Annotated in this window: 16 protein-coding genes; 11 read left to right on the forward strand and 5 right to left on the reverse strand. The window is 48.0% G+C overall.

Annotation, left to right across the window (positions count from 1 at the left end; genetic code table 11):
* Positions 1-59 precede the first annotated feature (59 nt).
* A complete protein-coding gene (locus MHB49_RS06890; RefSeq protein WP_405155564.1) occupies positions 60-3335 on the forward strand; it encodes a glycoside hydrolase family 48 protein in 3276 nt (1091 codons plus the stop codon).
* 453 nt (positions 3336-3788) lie between these two features.
* Positions 3789-4604 carry a C40 family peptidase gene (locus MHB49_RS06895; RefSeq protein ID WP_247901153.1) on the forward strand — a complete coding sequence of 272 codons (816 nt, stop codon included), beginning with the start codon at positions 3789-3791 and terminating at the stop codon, positions 4602-4604.
* 87 nt (positions 4605-4691) lie between these two features.
* On the opposite strand, the gene MHB49_RS06900 is transcribed toward MHB49_RS06895, so the two are convergent.
* The gene (locus MHB49_RS06900; protein WP_247901154.1) at positions 4692-5600 is read right to left on the reverse strand and encodes a transcriptional regulator; all 909 of its coding nucleotides are present in this window, start codon (positions 5598-5600) and stop codon (positions 4692-4694) included.
* 274 nt (positions 5601-5874) lie between these two features.
* Here MHB49_RS06900 and MHB49_RS06905 point away from each other — a divergent pair, with 274 nt between their 5' ends.
* Positions 5875-7380 (forward strand): alpha-N-arabinofuranosidase, encoded by a 1506-nt coding sequence (locus MHB49_RS06905; RefSeq protein ID WP_405155565.1) that lies wholly within the window; start codon positions 5875-5877, stop codon positions 7378-7380.
* 558 nt (positions 7381-7938) lie between these two features.
* Here MHB49_RS06905 and MHB49_RS06910 read toward each other — a convergent pair.
* Positions 7939-8712 carry an MBL fold metallo-hydrolase gene (locus MHB49_RS06910; RefSeq protein ID WP_405155566.1) on the reverse strand — a complete coding sequence of 258 codons (774 nt, stop codon included), beginning with the start codon at positions 8710-8712 and terminating at the stop codon, positions 7939-7941.
* A gap of 127 nt (positions 8713-8839) precedes the next feature.
* On the opposite strand from MHB49_RS06910, the gene MHB49_RS06915 reads away from it, so the two are divergent.
* Positions 8840-9271: an Lrp/AsnC family transcriptional regulator gene (locus tag MHB49_RS06915; RefSeq protein WP_405155567.1), complete on the forward strand. Its 432-nt coding sequence runs from the start codon at positions 8840-8842 to the stop codon at positions 9269-9271.
* A 13-nt stretch (positions 9272-9284) separates the two neighbouring features.
* On the opposite strand, the gene MHB49_RS06920 is transcribed toward MHB49_RS06915, so the two are convergent.
* From MHB49_RS06920 to MHB49_RS06930, 3 genes are all read right to left on the reverse strand, one after another.
* Positions 9285-9800, reverse strand: a complete 516-nt coding sequence (locus tag MHB49_RS06920; protein ID WP_405155568.1) for a hypothetical protein — start codon at positions 9798-9800, stop codon at positions 9285-9287.
* A 117-nt stretch (positions 9801-9917) separates the two neighbouring features.
* Entirely contained in the window at positions 9918-11777 is a 1860-nt protein-coding gene (locus tag MHB49_RS06925) for an ABC transporter ATP-binding protein (protein WP_405155569.1), read from the reverse strand.
* The gene (locus MHB49_RS06930; RefSeq protein ID WP_405155570.1) at positions 11770-13512 is read right to left on the reverse strand and encodes an ABC transporter ATP-binding protein; all 1743 of its coding nucleotides are present in this window, start codon (positions 13510-13512) and stop codon (positions 11770-11772) included. The genes MHB49_RS06925 and MHB49_RS06930 overlap by 8 nt, the downstream gene beginning before the upstream one ends.
* Before the next feature lie 359 nt (positions 13513-13871).
* Between MHB49_RS06930 and MHB49_RS06935 the strand changes: the two genes are divergently transcribed.
* The 7 genes from MHB49_RS06935 (at position 13872) to MHB49_RS06965 (ending at position 24507) form a co-directional block, all read left to right on the forward strand.
* On the forward strand, positions 13872-14795 hold the full coding sequence (locus MHB49_RS06935) for an S-layer homology domain-containing protein (protein WP_405155571.1): 924 nt from the start codon (positions 13872-13874) through the stop codon (positions 14793-14795).
* Between the two features lie 1124 nt (positions 14796-15919).
* Complete coding sequence (locus MHB49_RS06940) at positions 15920-16903, forward strand: ABC transporter permease (RefSeq protein WP_405155572.1); 984 nt, start codon at positions 15920-15922, stop codon at positions 16901-16903.
* A 16-nt stretch (positions 16904-16919) separates the two neighbouring features.
* A complete protein-coding gene (locus tag MHB49_RS06945) occupies positions 16920-17828 on the forward strand; it encodes a carbohydrate ABC transporter permease (protein WP_405155573.1) in 909 nt (302 codons plus the stop codon).
* A 41-nt stretch (positions 17829-17869) separates the two neighbouring features.
* Positions 17870-19465, forward strand: coding sequence for an extracellular solute-binding protein (locus tag MHB49_RS06950; protein ID WP_247901163.1), 1596 nt, complete (start codon positions 17870-17872; stop codon positions 19463-19465).
* 31 nt (positions 19466-19496) lie between these two features.
* Positions 19497-20783: an alpha-L-fucosidase gene (locus tag MHB49_RS06955; RefSeq protein WP_405155574.1), complete on the forward strand. Its 1287-nt coding sequence runs from the start codon at positions 19497-19499 to the stop codon at positions 20781-20783.
* 63 nt (positions 20784-20846) lie between these two features.
* Positions 20847-21869: a carbohydrate-binding family 9-like protein gene (locus MHB49_RS06960; RefSeq protein ID WP_405155575.1), complete on the forward strand. Its 1023-nt coding sequence runs from the start codon at positions 20847-20849 to the stop codon at positions 21867-21869.
* Between the two features lie 7 nt (positions 21870-21876).
* Positions 21877-24507 (forward strand): transglutaminase domain-containing protein, encoded by a 2631-nt coding sequence (locus tag MHB49_RS06965; protein ID WP_405155576.1) that lies wholly within the window; start codon positions 21877-21879, stop codon positions 24505-24507.
* Positions 24508-24511 lie beyond the last annotated feature (4 nt).

The following is a 24511-nucleotide window of genomic DNA, read 5'->3' on the forward strand; positions in this document are numbered from 1 at the left end:
ACAGCATGTGCAGACCCGAGTGATTCAAAATGAATTCACCATTCCAGGGAGGTATATACATGTTGAAATCAGCTGCCAAAAAAAGTTTGTCTGCCATGCTTGCAGGGACCGTTATGCTGACCGGGTACACCGGTTTATGGGCAGGGCCCAACACGGTTTATGCCGAAGAGCAGGCCGTTGATGCTCAGGCGGATGGAATAAACGAAGCGAGATTTTTGCAATTGTATGCTCAGCTGAAAGATCCGGCGAACGGTTATTTTTCTCCAGAAGGACTTCCCTATCATTCCATTGAAACGCTGATGAGCGAGGCACCGGATTATGGGCACATGACAACATCCGAGGCATATAGCTACTGGCTCTGGCTGGAAACCATGTATGGTCACTACACGGGAGATTGGTCTCAACTGGAAGCGGCTTGGGACAGTATGGAAAAATACATTATCCCGGTCAACGAAGGTGACGGCAAGGAAGAGCAGCCTACGATGAGTTCATACAACCCGAACAGCCCTGCTACCTATGCAGCGGAGAAACCTTTCCCTGACCAATATCCATCGCTACTTAACGGTCAATATGCAGCGGGTAAAGACCCGATTGATACCGAACTCAAGGCGACTTATGGTAACAATCAGACTTATCTCATGCACTGGCTTGTCGATGTGGATGATTGGTATGGATATGGCAACTTGCTGAATCCATCGCATACGGCTACCTATGTGAACACGTTTCAGCGTGGAGAGCAGGAGTCTGTGTGGGAAGCCATCCCGCATCCATCCCAGGATGATAAATCCTTTGGGAAGGCAAACGAAGGCTTCATGAGCTTGTTCACAAAAGAAAATCAGACACCGTCAGCACAATGGCGTTACACAAACGCAACGGATGCCGATGCGCGTGCTATACAGGTGCTGTATTGGGCGAAGGAGATGGGATACAACAATACGGAATATCTGGATAAGGCAAAGAAAATGGGGGACTATCTGCGCTATGGCATGTATGATAAATACTTCCAAAAGATCGGAAGTGCCAAGACCGGCACACCAACTCCAGGTACAGGCAAGGATTCCAACATGTATCTCATGGCTTGGTATACGTCATGGGGCGGTGGCTTGGGTCAAGGTGGGGATTGGGCTTGGCGAATTGGAGCGAGTCATACCCATCAGGCATATCAAAATCCGGTGGCAGCCTATGCCTTGTCTGATCCGGCTGGCGGCTTGATTCCCAAATCAGCAACAGCCAAATCAGACTGGAATGCTACACTGAAACGTCAGCTTGAATTCTACACTTGGCTACAATCTCATGAAGGAGCTATCGGCGGGGGAGCAACCAACAGTATAGGCGGTTCCTATGCAGCTTATCCGGCAGGAACAAGTACATTCTATGACATGGCCTATCAAGAAGCGCCAGTATATCGCGACCCGGATTCCAACACCTGGTTTGGATTCCAGGCATGGCCGCTGGAGCGGGTGGCGGAGATGTATTACATTTTGGCCGAAAGCGGGGACCTTAGCTCCGAGAACTTCCAAATGGCCAAAAAAGTCATTACCAAGTGGGTCGACTGGGCCAAGGATTATGTGTTCGTCGACGAGCGTCCGGTGACGGATGCACAAGGATATTATTTGAATGCGGCAGGTCAACGAATCCTTGGCGGTACCAACGCACAGGTTGCGACAACGCCTGCACCAGGCGAGTTCTGGATTCCAGGCAGCCAGGAATGGCAGGGGCAACCGGACACATGGAATGGGTTCAGTTCCTTTACGAACAATCCTAATTTCCATGTGGTAACCAAAGATCCTGCTCAGGATACAGGCGTGCTGGGGAGCTATATCAAAACCCTGACGTTCTTTGCTGCGGGGACCCAAGCCGAAGGCGGCGTACTCAGTGCCAAAGGACAGGAAGCCAAAGATATGGCCGAAAAGCTGCTGAACACAGCATGGGAGTACAATGATGGTGTGGGGATCGTGACCGAAGAAGTTCGTAAAGACTACTTCCGTTTCTTCGCCAAAGAAATTTACATCCCGGCGAACTGGACGGGAACCTTCGGTCAGGGCAACACAATTCCGGGCACAGCCGGCGTACCTTCTGACCCGGCCAAGGGTGGTAATGGCGTATACATTGGTTATTCTGACCTGCGTCCAGCCATAAAGCAAGATCCGGCATGGGCTTATCTCGATAATTTGTACAAAACGTCTTACAACCCAAAAACGAAAAAATGGGAAAATGGCGCACCAACCTTTACGTATCACCGTTTCTGGTCACAGGTGGACATGGCTACCGCATATGGGGAATATGATCGTCTCCTTGGTGACGCAGGAGGCCCAGTGGTCCAAGTGCCAGCAGCTCCGGCGGGTTTGACAGCTGCAGCAGGAAGCCAGCAGGTTGTTCTGAACTGGACGGCAACCACTGGTGCCGCTTCTTACACCGTAAAACGTGCAGAGGTGAATGGTGGCCCGTATACTTCCGTAGCAACGGGGGTTACCGGTCCAACTTTCACGGATACAGGGCTGATCAATGGCAAGACGTACTATTATGTGGTGACCGCAGTGAACACGGCAGGTGAATCCGCACCTTCTGCTCAGACCTCTGCAACACCACAAGCGGGAACAACCATACCAGGAGTGTTAACCCTTACGGGAACGGCAGGCAATAATCAGGCTGTGCTGACATGGACCGCATCCACCGGAGCAGCAAGTTACAATGTACAACGCTCGGTTGCAGGCGGAGCCTACGCCGATCTGGCTACAGGTTTGACGACACTGACTTATACGGATGCTGCGGCAGTGAACGGTACCGCATACAATTACCGAGTGGTGGCAGTGAATACAAGCGGGCAGACCTTGTCCAATGTCGTAATAGTGACACCAACAGCACCTCCTGTAACGACAGGTGCTCTCGAAGTACAATACCGCAATGGCGGTTCAGAGACGTCAGGCAATGCGGTGACCCCGCAGTTCAATATCAAGAACACAGGCACGACAGCAGTGGATCTGAGCCAGGTGAAGCTGCGGTATTACTTTACGAAGGATAGTGCATCCGATCTGAGTTTCTGGTGTGATTATGCCCAGATTGGCAGCGGTAACGTTGAAGCGCACTTTGTAACAGTTGATTCGGCTAAAGGTACAGCGGATACGTATCTGGAGATTGGTTTCAAATCCGGGGCAGGCAGTTTGGCTGCCGGGGCAGAGACAGGGGTGATCCAGGGTCGCTTCTCGAAGAATAACTGGACGAATTTTGATCAGACCAATGATTATTCCTTCGATGAATCCAAAACGGTCTTCAGCGCCTGGAATAAAGTGACCGCTTATATTGGCGGGGTTAGCGCTTGGGGGATTGAGCCATAATCGGAATTAAATAATAGATTCATATTCATGTTCTGACTAAGTTTAGCCGGGGAGCGATCTCCGGCTTTTTGCATGTTTTGATGCGTTTATGTTCTTCATGTAAGCAGCTATATCGAAAATGAACCATAGTAATGTTTACCAAATATAGAATTTAAACATTAAAAAGTAGGTCATATGACGCATGTCCCAAGTGATTGGCGGCTTAGGGCTATATACTGCAAAAAATGAAGTACAGCAAATAGTTACAATAATTTAACTTTTGAAAAAGAAGTGATTTGCGGTAGTTTTAGCCAACTGGTGTGAGGCATTCCCCTGATTCTTAGTGCTCAAGCCTGCCTGAATGAATACAGGACTTTGGACTGATGATCGTTATGGACAGCCCGTTTTACAATGGGGCAAGCCTGGCGTATAAGCCAGGTTAAAATTCTGTAACATCAGGGGGAACACGACATCATGAACTGGAAGAGCAAGATCATTACCGCAAGTGTAACAGCAACGATGCTGATGGGAAGTCTGACAACAGGAGCATTCACAACACCTGCATCGGCAGCCGCTGTCGTGAATTCAAAAGTTAAAGTCATCTGGGGAGTAAACTTGCGTACATCACCATCTTCTTCGGCGAGCATTGTTCGTATGGTGCCAAAAGGCGAGTCGGTTACGGTATTGCAAAAGTCCGGATCAGGCTGGTATAAAGTTAAGGACTCCGGTAACCGGACAGGATACATATCTTCTTCTTCAAAATATACACAAGCCGTGAAAGGCAGCACGACAACAGGAAGTGGGAGTACTAGCGGGTCTGGTTCAGGCAGCAGTACGTCAGTTACAGGCAATGCTTCTGTGGAGAAAGTCATAGCTGCTGGTATGAAATATTGGGGGACACCTTATGAGTTTGGCGCAAGTCGTAACAGTACGGCTACGTTCGACTGTTCAAGCTTTGTCCGTCAGGCCTTTATTGATGCGCTTGGAATCAAGCTTCCATCCGATTCGCGTAAACAAGGTGCTTATGTGAAAGCCAACGGTACCGTTAAGACCAATTGGAAAAATCTGAAGCGCGGTGATCTGATGTACTTTATGTCGTACAAAGGCAGCTCGGCTTCATCGTACTCTGGTGTGAACAAATCTACTGCTAAGATTACCCACACGGGAATTTATCTGGGTGACGGCAAAATACTGCACACCTATTCCAACGCTGGTGGCGGTGTAACGATTAGTGATATCTCCGGCAAACATTGGGAGTATCGTTTCCTGTTTGGTGGCAGTGCACTTTAAGTTCCAATATGTCTGTTAATCAATAACCACATATCGAACCTTCCATCTCTGCTTATGCGTGGGAATGGAAGGTTCTTTTTGTTGATATTAGTCCTGATAGTACAGGCGGAACAGAATATCCTGATCATAGTTGCCGAATCCTTGACCATACAACGTCAACCCGCCGACATGCTGCGCATCTTCCTCCACAGAGAGGCGCAATGTCCACTGGTTTCGTTCAACGGGAATATCCGCAAGCGTAATTTCGGACATATGCTGTCCATCAATAAATGTGCCCTCATGGGTAATTCGCAGTACTTTCAGCATGCCGTATTGATTGACACTGTCGCTCCACCATTCCGGGGTAAACATTCCTCGTCCATTTCCTGAATCTCCAGGGCTTGTCCATTCACCCAGCCGAATTCCGTTGAGCATAAAGGTAATATCCGAAGGCCAGTTCGGGTTGACAGAGGGCGCTTCCGAACCTATCTCAAGTGACAATTCAATGGCACTGATCTGTTGGCCTGACAAGATATAGTTTGGAATTTTGTATTCCACAAATCCGCGTCCAAACCAGAGAATATGGGCATGCATCCGCTCGGGATCAAGGAAATAGCGCGGGTCATCATACTGTCCAATGACTTGAGTGGATGTAGCCAGACCACATGTCGGATACACATCAAAATGGGTGTAATGTCCAACGGGGATGGCTACTTCGTGAAGCTTGCGGGAAACGCCTGTTTCCTGTGGCATGGAGATGCCAATCCAGTCGACAGCCAGGCTGTTCATTTTGTGCGTGCCGCCATCCTTACGAATCATTTTGGACTGAATAATGCCCACATCCTGAAGTTTCCGAACATGCATGGTTACAATTGCGCTGCTCAGACCGAGTGATGCGGCAATATCTTTTACGTTCATTGGGGTCTCTGCAACAAGTCTGATAATCTGCAAACGGACTTCACTCGCGAGTGCCTCGTACAGGGGCAGCCATTCTGCATCGGTATTTGCTCTGATCACATCTGTTCCTCCAGCTAATATGAGTTGATCTAGTGTAATTCACACGAGGGCACTACGCTGACAGCATAACCTTCCAATCGCTGTGTGAATATGAGTTTAACTCATATCAATTATTTTTATAGAATTAAGTTAAACATAAATCCAGTCAAAAGAATAACATTTTGCAAAATTCATGTTGAAATTGGTGCCATAATCGATTTTAATATAAATATGAACGTTGATCCATAGATTATCAATTAATTTTTATATTAATCTTAGGGAGATGAACTTCACGATGGAAAAAGCAAAAATGACGGTAGACAAGGATTTTACAATTGGCGCAGTTGATAAACGATTATACGGTTCGTTTATTGAACATCTGGGACGTGCCGTTTACGGTGGAATATATGAGCCGGGTCATCCTACAGCGAATGAAGCGGGTTTCCGTGGAGATGTGCTGGAGATGGTTAAGGAGCTGCAGGTTCCGATTGTACGGTATCCTGGCGGCAACTTTGTATCCGGTTACAATTGGGAGGATTCGGTCGGACCGGTGTCTGAACGCAAACGCAGACTTGAACTGGCCTGGAGAACAATCGAGACGAATGAATTCGGGTTTAACGAATTTGTGGATTGGTCCAAACAAGCGAATTCGGAAGTGATGATGGCTGTCAATCTGGGAACACGGGGCGTAGACGCAGCCCGTAACATCGTGGAGTACAGCAATCATCCTGAAGGTTCTTACTATAGTGATTTGCGTATTAAACATGGATACAAAGAGCCACATGCCATCAAAACCTGGTGTCTAGGCAACGAAATGGACGGTCCGTGGCAGATTGGTCACAAAACAGCAGAAGAATATGGACGGATTGCACTTGAAGCGGCAAAAGTGATGAAGTGGACCGATCCAACCATTGAGCTGGTTGCTTGCGGAAGTTCATCCCTGGGCATGCCTTCCTTCCCGGAATGGGAAGCGACGGTGCTGGATCACACGTATGATCATGTTGAATATCTGTCGCTCCATCAGTATTACGGTAATGCTGAACAGGATACGCCAACCTTCCTTGCGCGCTCCCTTGAGATGGATCGTTTTATTGAGACGGTAAAAGCAACGTGTGATTATATCAAAGCAAAAAAACGCAGCAAAAAGACCATGTTCCTGTCCTTTGATGAATGGAATGTCTGGTACCACTCCAATGAAAGTGACAGGAAGCTGGATCCATGGCAGATTGCTCCGCCGCAGCTGGAGGATGTCTACAACCATGAGGATGCACTGCTTGTGGGCTGTATGCTGATCAGCATGCTGAAACATGCGGACCGTGTCAAAATGGCGTGTCTGGCCCAGCTCGTCAACGTTATCGCTCCAATTATGACAGACAATGGCGGCGCCGCATGGAGACAGACGATCTTCTATCCGTTTATGCACGCTTCCGTGTTTGGACGTGGAACAGCGCTTGTGCCGTTGATTCAGTCACCAAAATACGACACCAAACAAATTACGGATGTTCCTTATCTGGAGGGCATTGCAGTGCATAATGAAGAGCAGGGGGAAGTAACTGTTTTCGCTGTAAACCGTCATCTGGAAGAATCACTTCCGCTTGAAGTGGATTTGCGCAGCTTTGGGAAGTGTCAGTTGATTGAGCATATTGTACTGGAAAGTGATGATCTGAAAGCAGCCAATACGGCTGCACAGCCGAATCGCGTCGCTCCTCATAATCGTGGTGGTGCAGAGGTATCGGATACAGTGATCACGGCAAGCCTGGCCAAAGCTTCATGGAACGTGATCCGATTGAAAGTTCAGTAATAGAATCATTCGGTTGGACGGGCAATACAGGAGACAGTGGAGTCGCAGCACAGCCGGATTGACAAGTCACTCCGAAATTGCAGGACAGTGATAGCCCAAACGGAGCACATAGCACTCCGAAATTACAGACACTGGAGCCACTTATAAGGTTACAGAGCACTCCTAGGGGCCATCGCTGTATTTCTGTAATTCATAAATTTTTAAAAAAAAGGGCTGGATGCGAGTTTTCGCGCATTCAGCTCTTTTTCGTGACGCACTTTGTCCAGCCTCTTTGAAAGGCGGCCTACATTTAATCCATTTTGAGTCACAAGAGAATTCCTAAAATGGTTCCCAGATTCTAACGAATCGTGTACACCTTATTTTGCAGATTAGTGCTGTACAGCAAATCTAACGAACTCAGGACTTACTATTTTGATATAAACCTGCGATCTCGCCGCCAAAGAGGGGATGCAAGAGAGAATAAGGCGTCTACAATTCGTTAGAACGGCGAACTTGCGCTAACTCGCCATATAGAGCGTCCCAGGTTCGTTAGACATTTGAACAAACAGTAAATGAATTTTACTTCAATTCAGCACTCGGCCCAAACACAAAGCTCTCTCCGTCACGTGGGATGAGTACCTGTCCATCCAATTGTTCGGATGCCAGATAACTCGCGAGGTCCACGCGGGACATCATGCAATGGTTAATGGCGTCCATATGCACAGCGATAACATGCGCATTCGGTGCAAGGCGTTTCACAGCTGCTACGTCAGGTCCGTCCATCGTGATCGGATCTCCTTGCAGGAAGCGGGCACCGCCGGCATTCACCACAATTACCTCAGGCTGATATTGACGGATGGCCTCGGCGGGCTCTTCACACCAGATAGTATCCCCGGCGATATAGGAGACAGGTTCTTCGTCAGCTTCCAATACAAAGCCAGACACCTTGCCCATGCGTTCGCCGATTTCCCCGGTTCCATGATGTCCTGAAGTGCGGGCGAAACGGACGGAATGATACTCATGTTTGTCATCCACGGCAGTAACGTTAGTAAATCCGGCTTCTGTGAACACGGCTTCATCTCCTGGTTGGCATAGCAGAGGTATATCCTTACGGAGCTGCTTCGCTGCTGCTTCATCCCAATGATCAGGGTGGGTATGTGTAACGATTAGCAGATCCGGGTTCAGATAATCCGTTTCCGTCTCGGGTAAGGAGACTCTTGGATTGCGTAATTCATTGGGCGTGTTTGGGAAAGCAGGCATCACTTCTTTATCCATCAACATCGGATCAACGAGTATATTCAGTCCCCCATATTCCAACCATAATGTAGCATTACGAATCAATTGAATTTTCATTGAACCTGCACTCCTTCGGGAAATAGTGTTATTATCCTATATGTTATACAACCCGTTTAGCGGCGTAAATAATCCACTGAAAGAAAACAGACCGCTTTAATTTCATGTTGAAAGGAGTGCAAAATAGATGAATGAAACGATTGATGATACCGATATACGTATACTGAAAAGCCTGATCCGGGATGCCAAGCGCTCTCACAAAGAGATCGGCGAAGAGGTGCATCTGACCGGACAGGCCGTAGGTGCGAGAGTACGCAAGCTGCATGATTTGGGTGTAATTGAAGGCTATACGGTAAAATGGAACCCGGAACACCTTGGCATGGGCCTGCAGGCATTTGTAACGATTTTTCTGAATTCCGGCGACAGGCACGCCGCCTTCCGTAAATTTATGGCTGCACGTGAAGACATTGTGGAGGTTCACCGTGTCAGCGGAGAGGGATGCTACCTGATGCGTGTACGCACAGGAACCATGGAGCAGCTTGGCAGTTTGCTGGAAGCCATTTTGCCTTATGGAAATTACAGAATGAACCTGTCTGTGGGTATTGAAAAGTCAGAATAATGGGAGCTGGGTATCAAATGTCGTGCTGTTGTTTCTCGCGCAGCGTCTCCTGCAGAAAGACAATTGCTCGACTGAGCTCTCTTTTGGTAAGCAAATGATCGGTCTGGATATGACGCCGTGTGCCGTCTTTCAAATACAGGGCAATCATGGGAGAAGCAGACAATATCCATTTGCTGACGGCTGGAGAGCCAAGCTCAATTTTACGAATCTCATTCCAGGGAATGGTTCGTTTAGGGGCGTTTAACCCTTCGTCATTCCAAGATAATAGCACGGTAGAACTCGCGGTTGCCCGGGACAGAAACATAAAAAATAAAGGTCCGATAAACCACATGCCAAGAATGGCTGCGATGGAATAATACAATGTCTCCAGTTGCCCAGCATGCTCGTCATAGATGATCCATAACAAGGTGACACATAACAGCAAGAAGAGAAGACACAGCACTCCTTTCCATATAGCCGTGAAACGGCGGTAACCAATATGCTGAAGCTTAGACTCTGACTCCGAAGATTGATATAATTCAGGTTTCACACGTACACCTCCTAATCATCATTTCCCAGAAAATATACCAAACATGCCGCCTGCATCGCAGAGCGGCACGTTTAATGTTAAGTGGAGTTAACCCCACTTTGTCCAGATTCAGTTCCACTATCCAGAGATAGCTGAATCATTACCGGCTTCACGCGCATGGGTATATAGATCCGCATATACCCCTTCAGCAGCAATCAGCTTCTGATGTGAGCCTTCCTCGACAATCTCACCATTCTCCATAACGAGAATCCGATCTGCATGCATGACCGTAGATAGACGATGCGCAATAACAATTGTTGTTCTTCCTTGTGAGACGGATTCCAGCGCCTGTTGTACCAATTGTTCGGTATGCGAATCCAGATTCGCGGTTGCTTCGTCCAGGATAAGCACTCGAGGCTGAAATACCACAATCCGGGCAAACGATATTAATTGACGCTCTCCAGCGGACAGACCGCTTCCGCGTTCGGAAAGACGTGTATCATAGCCTTGCGGCAAACGTGATATCATCGCATGTGCTCCGACGAATCGGCAGGCCTGAATAGCCTGCTCCCTTGTAATATCCTCGCGGAACATTCGTACATTGTCAATGATGGAGCCCGAGAAGAGGAACGGTTCCTGTTGGATCAGACCAACGATCCGGTGGAGATTGGCCTGCGGGAAATGACGAATGTCTATTCCATCAATCTCAATACTGCCCTGATTCACATCGTAAAAGCGATTGAGCAGGGAGATCAGTGTACTTTTGCCAGCTCCTGTAGTTCCTACAATGCCCACCATTTCACCCGGATAGAGATGCAGATTCATATGTTGAATCAGGGGGCGGTCTGCCCGATAGCCGAATGATACATCATTAAAATCAATCTGCCCCATCACATTCCGTGGTTCAAGTGTGGAGGCGATCCCGGGTTTCGGGTCAGCGACTTCCGGACGGGTACTCAGAATGTTCCAGATCCGATCCATGGATACGGTTGTTGACTGGAATGTGTTCCACTGCATGGTAATCTGGTTAATCGGCTGGAAGAACTGACGGATGTAACTGATAAATGCATAGAGTACACCCACCTGCAGCGATTCCCCCAGCACAGCACGTCCTCCAAGCCAGACCATCATGACGAGCGCGGCATTGCCGAGGATATCAAATGTACGGTTGAATATAACATTGGATCGGGCCTGGGCAATATTGGCCTTTAGGTGAAGGTGGTTCTGTTCCGTGAATCTTTTCTTCTGCTCTTCTTCCTGATGAAAGGCCTGAATCAAAAACATGCCGGACAGGTTCTCTGCCGTGAACGCAATCAGACGGGAGAGGCGAGTGCGCGCATTCTGATAAGCTCTGCGCAGCCGACTTCGGAACAATACGGCCACAATAGCAATCACAGGTAAAACGATGAGGGAGTACCCCGCGAGTACCGGATCGAGCTGGAACATAAAAACGATAATGAGCACCAGCATCATGCCATCCCGGATGAGACTAAGCAGCACCTGGGTGAAGAAACTGCTGATCGTCTCCGTATCACTGGATACATTCGTAACCAGACTGCCGATATGGAAGCGGTCGAAGAAAGACATCGACATTTTGGAGATATGTTTGAACAGGTCTTTACGAATGCGAGAGACGATGTTCTGACCGACATGTTGCAGCAGATTGTTTTGTACATAGGTGAAAATAAAGCTGATTACAGCCAGCCCTAGAAAGATGGCTGCTAACTGGATAAGAAAGCCTACACTGGTCTGACCAATTGCCAGATGATCATCAATCGCGATCTTCACCAGATAAGGCTGCAGCAGATCGGCGGAAATACCCAGCAGTGAACAGAGAAAGATACCTGCAAAGGCCCATTTATGAGGTTGGGCGTAGGACATCATCGCTTTGAACGAAGTGCGCTTACTCTGGTCTGCGCCTTCATCGGAACCGGGCCCATGCCCTGACGGTGCTGGTGCTCCCGCATTTGAACGAACTTCAGCGTTACGGTCAGTCATGATGTAATCCCTCCTCCTGCAAACGATAGGTTGCAGCATATAACCCTTTTGCGGCCATCAGTCCTGCATGCGTTCCCTGTTCGGCGATTCGGCCTTCATCCAGCACGATAATTTCGTCGGCATGACGGACCGCACTGATTCGGTGGGAGATGATCAGCGTTGTTTTGCCTTTGCCGATCTCCCGCAGGCTGCGCAGAATGCCGCTTTCGGTGACGGCATCCACAGCACTCATGCTGTCATCCAGAATGAGCACTTGGGCTTTTTTGATTAAACCTCTCGCCAGACTGGTCCGCTGACGCTGACCTCCAGATAACGTGAGCCCCCGTTCACCCAACAGGGTATCAAACTGATCAGGGAACCGGATAATATTCTCGTATATCATCGCTTGTCGTGCACTGTGCTCGACGGTGTCCAGCGGAACCTCGCGGTCGCTAAAAGCGATGTTGTCCCGAATGGTTGTACTGAACAGGAAGCCATCCTGGGGTACATAGGCAATACGGGACCGTAGGCTTTCCAGGGACAGCTGCCGAATGTCGGTGCCATTAATACGAATTGTGCCTTCAGGTGGCTCATATGTACGCAGCAATAGTTTCACAAAGGTGCTTTTACCCGAACCTGTTTTGCCCACAATGCCCACGGTTCGTCCTGCCTGGATGCTCAGACTGATGTTTTTGAGCGCAGGGGATGAACTGCCAGGGTAGGAGAAGGACAAATTCTCAATCGTAATGTCGTTCACGGCTTTAAGACTTGTCGCTTGAGGAAGCTCGCATACATCAGGTACTTCCGTTAGCAGATCATTGACCCGCTCCAGGGATGCTCCGGAACGCTGCATGGTATTAATTACATTCCCGATTTGTTGAAGCGGTCCCATGATGATTCGCAAATATAACGTTAATGCAACAAAACTTCCGAGTGTAATGGAGTTATGCATCGTCAAAATTCCGCCGACAAGCAGGGAGACAACCAGTGAAATGGCACCCAGCAGCGGCAGCAGGGCTTGAAATAGAGAGGAAAGGCGAACGAGCCGCAGCTGTTTGCTTTTGATGGCATCGACTGTGGTTCCAAAACGCTCACGGGCACTGTCTTCAATGGCAAATGTTTTGGTTACACGAATACCACCCAGCTGTTCTTCTGCAGATTCCGTCATGGTTGCAAGAGCATCCTGTACATCACGAGAGCGCTTGCGAATGCGCGGACCGAAAAAAACGACCAGAAAGGGAATGGCCAGCAAAGGCACAATACTGATCAAAATAAGTCTCATCGGGATTCCGCTAAGCAGCATCATCACGATACAGGATAATAAAAGAAATGTTGCATTGGTCATCATAGTGACACCGTTGGAGATGGCTTCACGTACAGAGGTGACATCATTCATGACGTAACTGAGCAGTTTCCCATTCCCCTGTTTGGAGAAATAGTGTTCGCTCAGCTCTGAGAATTTACCGAAAATGCGCTCACGTGTCATGAATTCGAAGCGTCGTCCAAGCTTCATGATCATGAACTGGCCGGTACCGAATAACAGATTATAAGCGATGGCTATAGCTAATAGTGAAAGACTGTACCGGATGACCGTATTCATCTGAAGCGTGTTTTGCATAAGCTGATCCGTGAAGCTGCCCAGAATTCGTGGCAAGGACGCCTGACCGACATTGGAGGCAATAATCAGTAGTACAGCGAACAGATATACGGGCCAGTTGGCAATGACATAGCCTCGTAGTAATCCTTTCTTGGACATAAGATTTGTTCTCCTTTGTTCAGGGTGAAAGTGAGTTCGGAAGCGGAGTCAAGAAAAGGGCCGACACCTGATAATAGCGCGTCGTGCCCTCTTACTTTATGCGATCCGGTTTGGTGTTTATCCGTCATTCAAATAGAATTCTCTATTCTTATTTTTACGCTAATCGATAAGGATGTCAACGAAGCAAGCAAGCATACAGGAAAGAAACGGGACCAGAGCCATAGGGAAAGGGGTCTATGCAATATTTCCGTCATTTATTCACCGGATGTCGATTTTACTGAAACATTTTCGGAGGGTCTCCCGTCTGTAGGATTGAAAAGGTCAAAAATTGGGTTTACTAACTATGGAGGTGCCAAGAAATGAAACATAAAAAAGGATTGGCTGCAACACTTGCGCTCTGCGTGTCTTTGACTGCAGGAGGTGCATCGGTACTTGCTTTTTCGGATGTAAAAGATGAAGGACAAAAAACAATTGTGGACTCGTTACATGCCAAGGGTGTTGTTAATGGAGTAACGGCGGATCTATTTCGTCCAGATCTCGCATTGTCCGAGCCACAGGGTGTTCAACTGATCGTGAACGCTTTTGGTCTGAAAAATGAATACGCTGCCGCTTCGGCACAAAATAAAATTAGTCCAACAACCTGGTACGCCGATGCCGTTCAGGCTGCAACACAGAATGGTCTGTCCATTCCGGTGGAGCTGAATCCACAAGCCAAAATGACGCGTGAGCAGTTTGCCATTTTGCTGCTCGAAGGGATTAATACAACTGGAGAATATCCGGTGATCATGCTGTATAATGATATTAAGGACGAAAATAAAATCGGTAAGGACGCCAAATCTGCGGTCCAGAACCTGCTGAACATGGACATCATTGAACTGGATAAGGACGGTAACTTCCGTCCAGATCAGTCGCTTACCCGTATGGAGGCTGCAAGCATGATCTTCAATGCACTTGAATTTGTAGATAAGCACGGCAATGGTGGATCGACAGAACCGACTCCAACGAATCCAGGCGAAGGCCAACAGGCGATTGTACCTACCGTGACATCTACCAAAGTGGATGACAAGACGGTAAAAGTTAAACTGACCGCGCAAATGCCTCATCCTGGTTATGGATTGAAGATTGAAGATGTAAAACTGGAGAAGGATGGACGTGCTATCGTGCTGTATACCATTACCCAACCTGACCCGGACATGATGTATCCAATGGTCATTACCGATGTAACCGCAGAGACAGACATTCCAACAGGGTACACTGCAGAAGCACAGCCTTCTGGAAAATAAGCTAGCCCTGCCAGCGTGCTTCGATCCTTGATCGGAGTACGCTTTTTTTTGTGTATGTTAATCGGTGATTGTGCTGAAGAAGGTGGCGTAGGGGGGCGTCTGTTTTACAGTGCGCATCTTTTGTAATACACCTGATATGTATTTATGTGTTATCTTATATTACATTTTTCAACGGATTTTAAGTCAATAAGTTGAATGGTGTTATATTAAATAACACAATAATTGTCGTTTATTAAGGTGTGAATCAATATCTATATAGAAAAAAAGCCGCTTCGTGTTATGAATCGGCTTTTTTTTTCTGGCCTTATTCTGTAATTATCAATCATTCCAGTTCGCCATGTCATGCACAAAATCAACATATATGACTTGGAATTTCCAGTGTTTATCTACGTTTATGTGCCTTGTAGTCAAGGGTGAAAATGACATATTTACGGAGCCGGGAAGAAACTCATAGAATAAAGCCAAGCCATCAGGGAGCTTGATGCAGATGATAAATAAATGATAGATAATATTACATATATGTGATTGAATTAAATCTATCTTTATTACTTTTTCTAAGCATCAAGAGAGAAGGAAGACAAATGAGGAGGGGGGGCGAAACACAGCAACTGAGTCTCTATTACATGCAACATGGTAATTTGCTATGCACGCTAAGACCTTGCGACTGTACGACCAATGTGAAACCAGAATGCGACCTACACACATGGAATACCTTTTCCATAACCATATGTGGGTTTTGACTTTAAGCTCTGTTTCTCAACTTTCTTCAGATCTGACCACTCTCAAGTTCATGCGATTCTACTCAAAATTACAACTTCATGAGGAAAACGGGTCAAATTCCACATGTTTTACCTATCAAAAATGACAATGACAAGCTTAAAGGAAACGTGTAAATCTCCGTGTTAACAGTACTTTCCGTGTTTTTAAGAGAGAAGATCGAAATAGCATATTTACGAATCCAGAAATGATTCATAAACTCAGTATGTAAGCGTTATCAAAAAAGAGGGAGTGAGAGCCCCATAATCGAAATGTGGTCCGGGACTCATTCCTTACAATTGAACAGGAGTGTTTCGCTCTTCTTACAAAACGGACGGATTTTCATTTAGAAAAGGAGGAAACAACGGATGCAGCCAGAAGGGAAGTCCGCCTTGCCGCAAAACCTATCAGTGTACACAAGCGCAAATACGATTCCAAACCGCAAGAAAAATAAGTTATGGAGAAGAATGACTCGGAACTGGGAGTTGTACCTGTTTATCGCGCCAGCATTTCTGTACTTTCTGATTTTTCATTACGGGCCGATGTACGGGATACAAATTGCATTCAAAAACTTTATCCCGACGCTTGGTGTCACCGGAAGCCCGTGGGTCGGGTTCGATCATTTTATCCGCTTCTTTAATTCGTATTATTTCTGGGATTTGTTATGGAATACCCTCAGTATCAGCTTGTATGAGCTGGCTATAGGTTTTCCGCTGCCAATCATTCTGGCGTTAGCCTTCAATGAGATAAAGGATTCCTTCTTTAAACGAACCGTACAGACGGTCACGTATGCACCCCATTTTATTTCAGTTGTCGTGATGTCGGGTATGATCATTACCTTCTTGTCGCCTTCGTCAGGCATGATTGTCAATTTGGTGGAGGCTCTTGGATTCCAGGCACCTCAATTTCTGACGGACCCTGCGTGGTTCAAGACTGTGTACGTGCTATCGGGAGTCTGGCAGAGTGCAGGCTGGGGCACCATTATATACCTTGCAGCTCTCTCAGGTGTGGACCCACAGCTGCATGAAGCTGCCGTGGTGGATGGTGCGAGCCGTTTTAAACGGATTCTGCATATTAACATTCCAGCGATTATCCCTACGATCACCATTTTGTTGATTCTGAATATGGGCAGTATTTTGGGCGTTGGATTCGAGAAAATTTTGCTGCTGCAAAATCCGTTAAATATGGGCTCGTCTGATGTCATCTCGACATTCGTTTACCGTTCCGGTCTGGTTGATGCGCAGTACAGTTTTTCAACAGCTGTAGGATTGTTCAACTCGGTCGTTAATGCGGTTCTGCTCATTACGGTGAACCAAATTGCACGTCGCACCAGTGAAAACAGCTTGTGGTAAAAGGAGGGGAAAACACATGTCATCCGCAGTGAAGGAAAGCAGAAGCGATAAATTGTTTTTATGGTGCAACTACATCTATTTGACGATCGCGCTCATCATTGTGCTATACCCGTTGTTATACATCATCAGCGCCTCCATCAGTGATCCCAAATTTGTAAGCTCCGGTGAGATGTGGCTGCTTCCAAAAGGAATTACGTTCGAAGGTTATGCCCGGGTGTTTGAGAACACCAACATCTGGATCGGATACAAAAATACGATCATTTACACGGTCTTAGGTACACTCGTCAACCTCATGGTCACGCTTCCGGCAGCCTATGCGCTCAGCCGCTCTGATTTTGTGGGACGCGGATTCTTCATGGCAATGTTTATGGTAACGATGTTTTTCGGCGGAGGGCTTGTTCCGAGTTACTTGCTAGTGAAGGATCTTGGGATGGTAAACAGCATATGGGCGCTCATTCTGCCAGGAGCTGCATCCATCTGGAATATTATCGTATGCCGTACGTTCTTCCAATCAACCATTCCCAAGGAGTTGCAGGAAGCAGCACATATTGACGGGTGTACCAACACCCGGTTATTCATCCGAATTGTACTTCCGCTCTCCATGCCGATCATTGCCGTGATGGCGCTCTTTTACGGAGTTGGACATTGGAACAGTTATTTCAGTGCCATGATCTATTTGAATGATTCCTCAAAGTATCCGCTGCAGCTCTTTCTTCGCCAAATTCTGGTGCTCCAGGAGATGGCAGCACAGGGCGGGGGAGCGATCGATACCTCTTCAGCAACAGCGATGAATTCCAAAGCGGAAATTGCTGCGCTGGTCAAATATGCCGTCATTATCGTTTCAACTTTGCCTGTGATTGCGATTTATCCGTTCCTTCAGCGTTACTTTGTGCAGGGTGTTATGATCGGTTCCGTCAAGGGATGATCTTAAACCATAATCCACATTAAATAAGGGGAGTTGTTGTCATGAAAAAGCTTCGCAAGGCTTCATCTATTGCACTCTGCCTCACCCTATCCGCGGTATTGCTTGCAGCTTGTGGTTCCAATGAAGATGGAGGTTCCGCGACTTCAAAGGTCGAAGGGGTCAAAAAGGAAGGATTCCCGATTGTGGATAAACCGCTCACACTAAAGGTTATGTCCCAGGATGCAGGTGTAGCCGACTGGAACACGATGCCAGTCCTGCAAGAGATGGAGAAGTTGTCAGGCATCAAGCTGGAATACCAGCTTTCGCCAATCGACAGCTTTGAAACAAAGAAGAACCTGGTATTCGCAAGTGGCGATTTACCGGATATGTTCTACGCTGCGGATCTCAAGCCGGCTGAGCAGGTTACTTATGGGACTCAAGGCATTCTGATCCCACTGGAAAAATACATTGATGAAGGTTATGCCCCGAATATTAAAAAGATCCTCGACGAAAACCCGGATGTTCGCAAATCATTTACAACGCCTGACGGACATATGTATGCACTGCCATTTATCGATACGGCTGCCGTGTGGTACAGAGGTCCGATGTGGTACAACGGAGAATTTCTAAAAGCACTTAACGCAGAGGAGCCAAAAACGACGGAGGAATTGTATACGTACCTGAAGCGTGTGAAGGAAGAAGATCCTAACGGCAATGGACAACAGGATGAAATCCCGCTTACTTCTGTAAAACTGGACGATCTACGTATGTTTTTCTTCGGCTTCTGGGGAATGTACAACGAAGGAATCTATGCGGATAAGGACGGAAAAGTCCACTATCCTTACCAGGAAGAAGGCTACAAAGGTTATCTGACGTTTATGAACCGTTTATGGAAGGAAGATTTGCTGGATCATGAGACCTTCTCGCAAACCGGCGACCAGAAAAAAGCAAAAGGCGAAAGCAACAAGCTTGCTTTGTTCAATGATTATCATCCGTACTTCACACTCGGCGGCGAGCCTAGCACAAAACATCCGCTGATGACACCCGTGAAGAGCGAGATCGCAGATTCGCCTGTATACGGTAAACATCCGGGCATATCGGCACGGGGGACCTTTGCAATTACTAGCAGCAACCCGTCTCCTGAAGCAACGATGCGCTGGATCGACTATTTGTACAGCTATGATGGAGCCACCTTGTTCAATCAAGGTCCAGAAGGTGTGCTGTGGAAATTCAAAGATAAGGAGAACCTCGTGAAGGAATGGCTGCCTGTTCCTGGCGGCGGGGATCGTGAGGAATATCGCGGTAAAATCACGCCGAACTTCGGCATCTTGACACCGGGCATTAATGATCCGGATGTAGCGAAGGGGCTTCGCACCGAGTTTGATGAGTGGATTGACCAGCAGAATCAAGAGAAGTTGGTGCCTATCGGAAAAGCGCCATTCCCTAACGTTTATTTAACAAATGAAGAGCAAAGCGAAGCGACGGCTTTATTATCTGATCTGGATACCTACGTCAAGCAAATGGAGGCGAAGTTCGTAACCGGTCAGGAGCCGCTGGAGAACTGGGATAAGTATATTGCGCAAATTCAAAAAATGGGCAGCGATCGTATCGTTGAACTATATCAAGGCGCATATGACCGCTGGAATACAGGGAAATAAGAACAAGGATCAGAAAGAGGTGTGAACAGGGATGCAAAAGTGGTTTGAGGAGGCCAAGCTCGGAATATTCATTCACTATGGCATCTACGCTGTAGACGGGGTTGCGGAATCCTGGTCCTTCTATAATGGAAGGCTCTCCTATGAAGAGTATATGAAGCAGCTGCACGGTTTTACGGCATCAAATTTTAATGCGGAGAAGTGGGCGGACTTGATTGAGAAATCGGGAGCCCGATATGCCGTGCTGACAACGAAGCATCATGATGGTGTTGCTCTGTGGGACACACAGTATAGCGACCTCAATGTCGTCAAACAGACACCAGCGAATCGGGATCTTGTGAGGGAATATGCGGAGGCGATTCGGGAGAAGGGGATTCATCTGGGGATGTACTTCTCGCTGATTGATTGGTCGCACCCGGATTATCCCAGCGTATATGAAGGCGGCAAGGTGCCGGAGGATCTCAGCAGTGTCAATCGGCATTCAAGTCCTGTGGACGGTGTTCAGGATCAGGAGAAATGGAAGAAATTCCTTGAGTTCAATAACCATCAGCTGCGGGAAATCTTGACGAATTACGGAAAAGTGGATCTGCTGTGGTTTGATGGGGACTGGGAACGGAGTGCCGAGCAGTGGAATCTCCCGGAGTTCAAGCATTACCTGCAATCCTTTAATCCGGATATCATCATTAATTCCCGACTTCAGGGCTATGGGGATTATAAAACGCCGGAGCAAGGCATTCCAATCACAAGACCGGAGGGACCATGGGAGTTCTGTACCACGATTAACACATCCTGGGGCTATGTACCAACAGACCATAAATACAAATCGTTAAATCAGATCATCCGAATGTTCTGTGATTGTATTTCAATGGGGGGCAATATGCTGCTGGATATCGGTCCGCGCGAGGATGGCACCATTGATAAGAGGCAGGAGGATATTCTGCTTGGACTGGGAGCTTGGATCCGAACCCATGAAGAGGCCGTCTTCGGAACGGGTGAAGGTATTATGCCTCGCTATTATCTGGGGGGAAGCACCGTATCCGAGGACAGAAAAACCTTGTACCTGTTTGTTTATGATGATCCAAAAGAGAATGTATGCATCAAGGGACTATGCAATCCAATCAAGAGGATTACTGTGCTGCATTCGGGCAAAGAACTTAACCATGAAATCCATGGAGGTGTGCCTTGGTTCAATATCCCGGGGACAACGTGGATTAAAATGACCCCGGAGGACACCCATGAGCAGGTGACGGTTCTTAAGCTCGAGTTCGATGAGGAACTGGAAATGTACGGCGGCTCAGGAGCCGTTGTTACCCATAACTAATATTACGGGAGGGCATGCGCCAATAGATGCATGCCCTCCCTCATGAAGTGGAGAGAGAGCGATATGAACCAAAGTGGAGTACCTGAGCCAAGAATTGAGTATGCTCCCAAACATTATATATGCAAGCGTGCAAAGGAACCGCTGGTGCTGGACGGCCGCATAGACAAGGCATTCTGGAATGCTGCTGATTGGACGGATGATTTCGTTGATATCGAAGGGGATCTTCGGCCGAAGCCTGGAAAACAGACACGGGTAAAAATGCTGTGGGATAACGACTATTTCTACTTTGCAGCCGAACTGATTGAAGATCAGATCTGGGCTACATTGACCGAGCGGGATTCTGTTATTTTCTACGACAATGATTTTGAGATTTTTATCGATCCCGACGGGGATACCCATCAATATTATGAGTTCGAGATCAATGCGCTGAATACGGTATGGGACCTGTTATTGGTGAAGCCATATCGGGATGGTGGACCTCCGGTCAACGGTTGGGATATCAGCGGTCTCAAGACGGCCGTACATATCGATGGGGAGTTGAACACACCTGGCGCCGATAACCGGAAATGGAGTGTCGAGGTCGCAATTCCCTGGACCAGCCTAAAGGAATGTGCCGAAGGCAGCCGTCTGCCTGCGCCGGGTGAGTTCTGGCGTGTCAACTTCTCGCGGGTGGAATGGCAGACCGAGGTGCACGATGGCGAATACCGCAAGGTGCTAAATCCGGATACAGGCAAACCTTATCCGGAAGACAACTGGGTCTGGTCGCCCATGGGTATTATTAACATGCATTATCCGGAGTTATGGGGCTATGTCGTATTTTCGGATGACGGAACGGATCAGTCCTTTGAGCTGCCGGAAGACGAACGAATCAAATGGGAGCTTCGCAGACTCTACTACCGTGAACGCAATTATTTTGAAGCCCATGGTGAATTTACACAGGATGTGAAGTTACTAATGGGTGAAGAAACATTCATTTGTCAGCCTGTAATTGAAAAGACCCGTAGCCTATTCCAGATTAGTACGCCTTCCTCGGACGGCACCACCTTAATCTGCATTCGGGAAGACGGAAAGCTGTGGAAGGAGTGAGCTAGCGATGACCAGCCAAACCTTGGTGTTCTCGATGGATGCACAAGCATTGGAACGGATCGAGCAGAAGTTCCAGGAGAAGGTACGTTTTGCAGAGGCCCGCAAAGATAAACTGTTTCATGTGTTTGAGCAGCCATTAACAGAAGAAGAGGCATGGGCTTTGAAATATGTGTATGCCTACATGCCGGTGAACGACCTGGCTGATTATGATGGAGAACTGTTCCTCAGTCATGTGCGCTGGGCACTGGACATTCGCAAGCGAGTGCCCTGGGGGGAGCGTGTACCGGATCATTTGTTTCTGCATTTTGTGCTGCCCTATCGAATCAATACAGAGAATATTGAAGATTTCCGCGGCATTATCTTTGACGAATTGGCTGAACGGACAGCGAAGTTATCCATGGCAGATGCTATTCTGGAGACCAATTACTGGTGTCATGAGAAAGCGACTTATATTGGCAGCGATCTGCGAACGATCTCGCCACTGTCGATGATTCGGAATGCCCGCGGTCGATGCGGCGAGGAGTCCACGCTGGCGGTAGCCGCTCTCCGAAGCATTGGCATACCTGCCCGTCAGGTCTACACACCGCGCTGGGCTCACTGTGACAGCAATCATGCTTGGGTGGAAGCATGGGCAGACGGCCAATGGTATTACATTGGGGCATGCGAGCCGGAAGCCGGATTGAATCAAGGGTGGTTCAGTCCGCCAGCACGCAGGGCCATGCTGATTAATACGAGGATTTTTGCCGACTATCCGGGACCAGAGGATATAACGCTCTCCGAGAAGGGATATACGGAGATCAATTTGCTGGAGAACTACGCGCCAGCGCACACCATAGGCGTGAAGGTAATCAATGAGCAGGGTGAGCCTGTGCCTGAAGCGAGTGTCCGCTTTGAGCTGTACAATAGTGCTGAATTTTATCCCATCGCCGAAATCAAGACTGACACACAAGGAGATGCCTCATTTAAGACAGGTCATGGCGACCTAGTAATTCGTGCGGTTCGTGGCAGCAAGTGGGGTGAAATTCTATTCAAAGCTCAGGACGGCGATCATGTTGAGATCGTGTTGGACTCGTCAGAGCAGCCATCAGGGGTCGTGGATTTTGATATGGTTCCTCCTCCAGAAGGGGAGGGAGAAATGGTTACTGCGTTACCGGAAGAGAAGATTCGAGATCACAACCGCCGCTTGGAGGAAGGCACGAAGATTCGGAGTGAATATGAGGATACATTCCTGAGTGAGGAAGAGGCCTCTGCATTGGCTCGTTCGGCTGAACTGCCTCTGGAACGGGTGTGGGATATTCTACAGAAGGCAAGGGGCAACAGCCATGAAATCGCAGCCTTCCTGGAGGAATGTTCCGGCGAATTTGGCGAGTGGCCACTCCGGTTGCTGGAGTCGATGAACGAAAAAGACTTGATCGATACCTTTCGGCCAACGCTGGACGATCATCTTTTAGGTGCGCTTTCGCAGCGAGGACAATGGACAGAAGAGACATTTGTGAAGTACATCCTGTGCCCGCGGGTTTCCTATGAAATGCTGGTTCCTTATCGATCCGTATTCCTGAATGCTTATTCCGAGCAAGAGGCAGCAGCGTTCAGGGAAGATCCGTTGATGCTTGCTCAACTTTTGGAACAGAGCTATGAATATCATGAGGACCTTCCCAATCTGAAAGGCAAGGGAAACCCGGCAGGTACATACAGCCTGATGAAGGGAGATCCACAGTCGCTGGATATTCTGTTTGTCGCAGTGTGTCGCAGTTTGGGCATTCCGGCCCGATTACATCCGAGTGAGCAGAAACCGCAGTACTTTAGTGGAAAAGGCTGGAAGGATGCAGTATTCAGTCGAGCCTCTTCTCGAAATGAGGACAGCTCAGGCTGGGGAATGCTGCATCTCCTCAATGACTCAGAGGCTCGTGAGGATGCCCCGGCAGCATCCTATGCGGAGAATTTCACGTTCGCACGTCTGGAAGACGGGGTGTACAAAACACTGATTTATCCGGATGGACACTCCGATGTCTATAGTGATCCATTTGAGGTTGAATCGGGAGCTTATCGTTTAACAACTGGCATCCGTTTAAAAGATGGAACGGTAAGAGTCCGCTTCATTTACTGCACCGTTCGGGCTGGAGACACCACAGAGGTAGTCCTGACTTATCGTGAGCCGGAGGTGGACATCCCAGTGCTGGGAAAACTGGCAAACGGCAGTGTGCTGACTCGTTTGGATGGTTCTGAGGTGGTACTGGAAGAGCTTCTGGGATCAGAAGGGGCCATTGCTGCCTGGATTGAACCGGAGCGGGAACCAACCAAACATCTGATTCGGGAGCTGTGTGAGCTCGCTGAGCCTCTTAATAAGCTTGGCTTGCCAATCGTGCTGGTGATTGGAGAGATGGAGTGGAACGCCTCCTTTGATCCTGTGAGTTATCCGAAGCTGCCGGAACGTACAATTTTTGTACGGGATTCCAGCTATGCGGCTTTGTCAGGGTTCATATCGAAACCTGCTGCTCACGAAGCGGGTTATCCACATCTGTTCGTGCTGGATCATCAGGATCAAATCCGTTATTCAGCCTCCGGATACAGGATTGGTACCGGTAAGGAATCCCTGCAGATTGCTGCTGCGATATCTTTGAGCGGAAGGGAGGAGTGAAGAG

Source organism: Paenibacillus sp. FSL K6-0108 (assembly GCF_045040695.1).
Lineage (GTDB): Bacteria > Bacillota > Bacilli > Paenibacillales > Paenibacillaceae > Paenibacillus > Paenibacillus pabuli_B.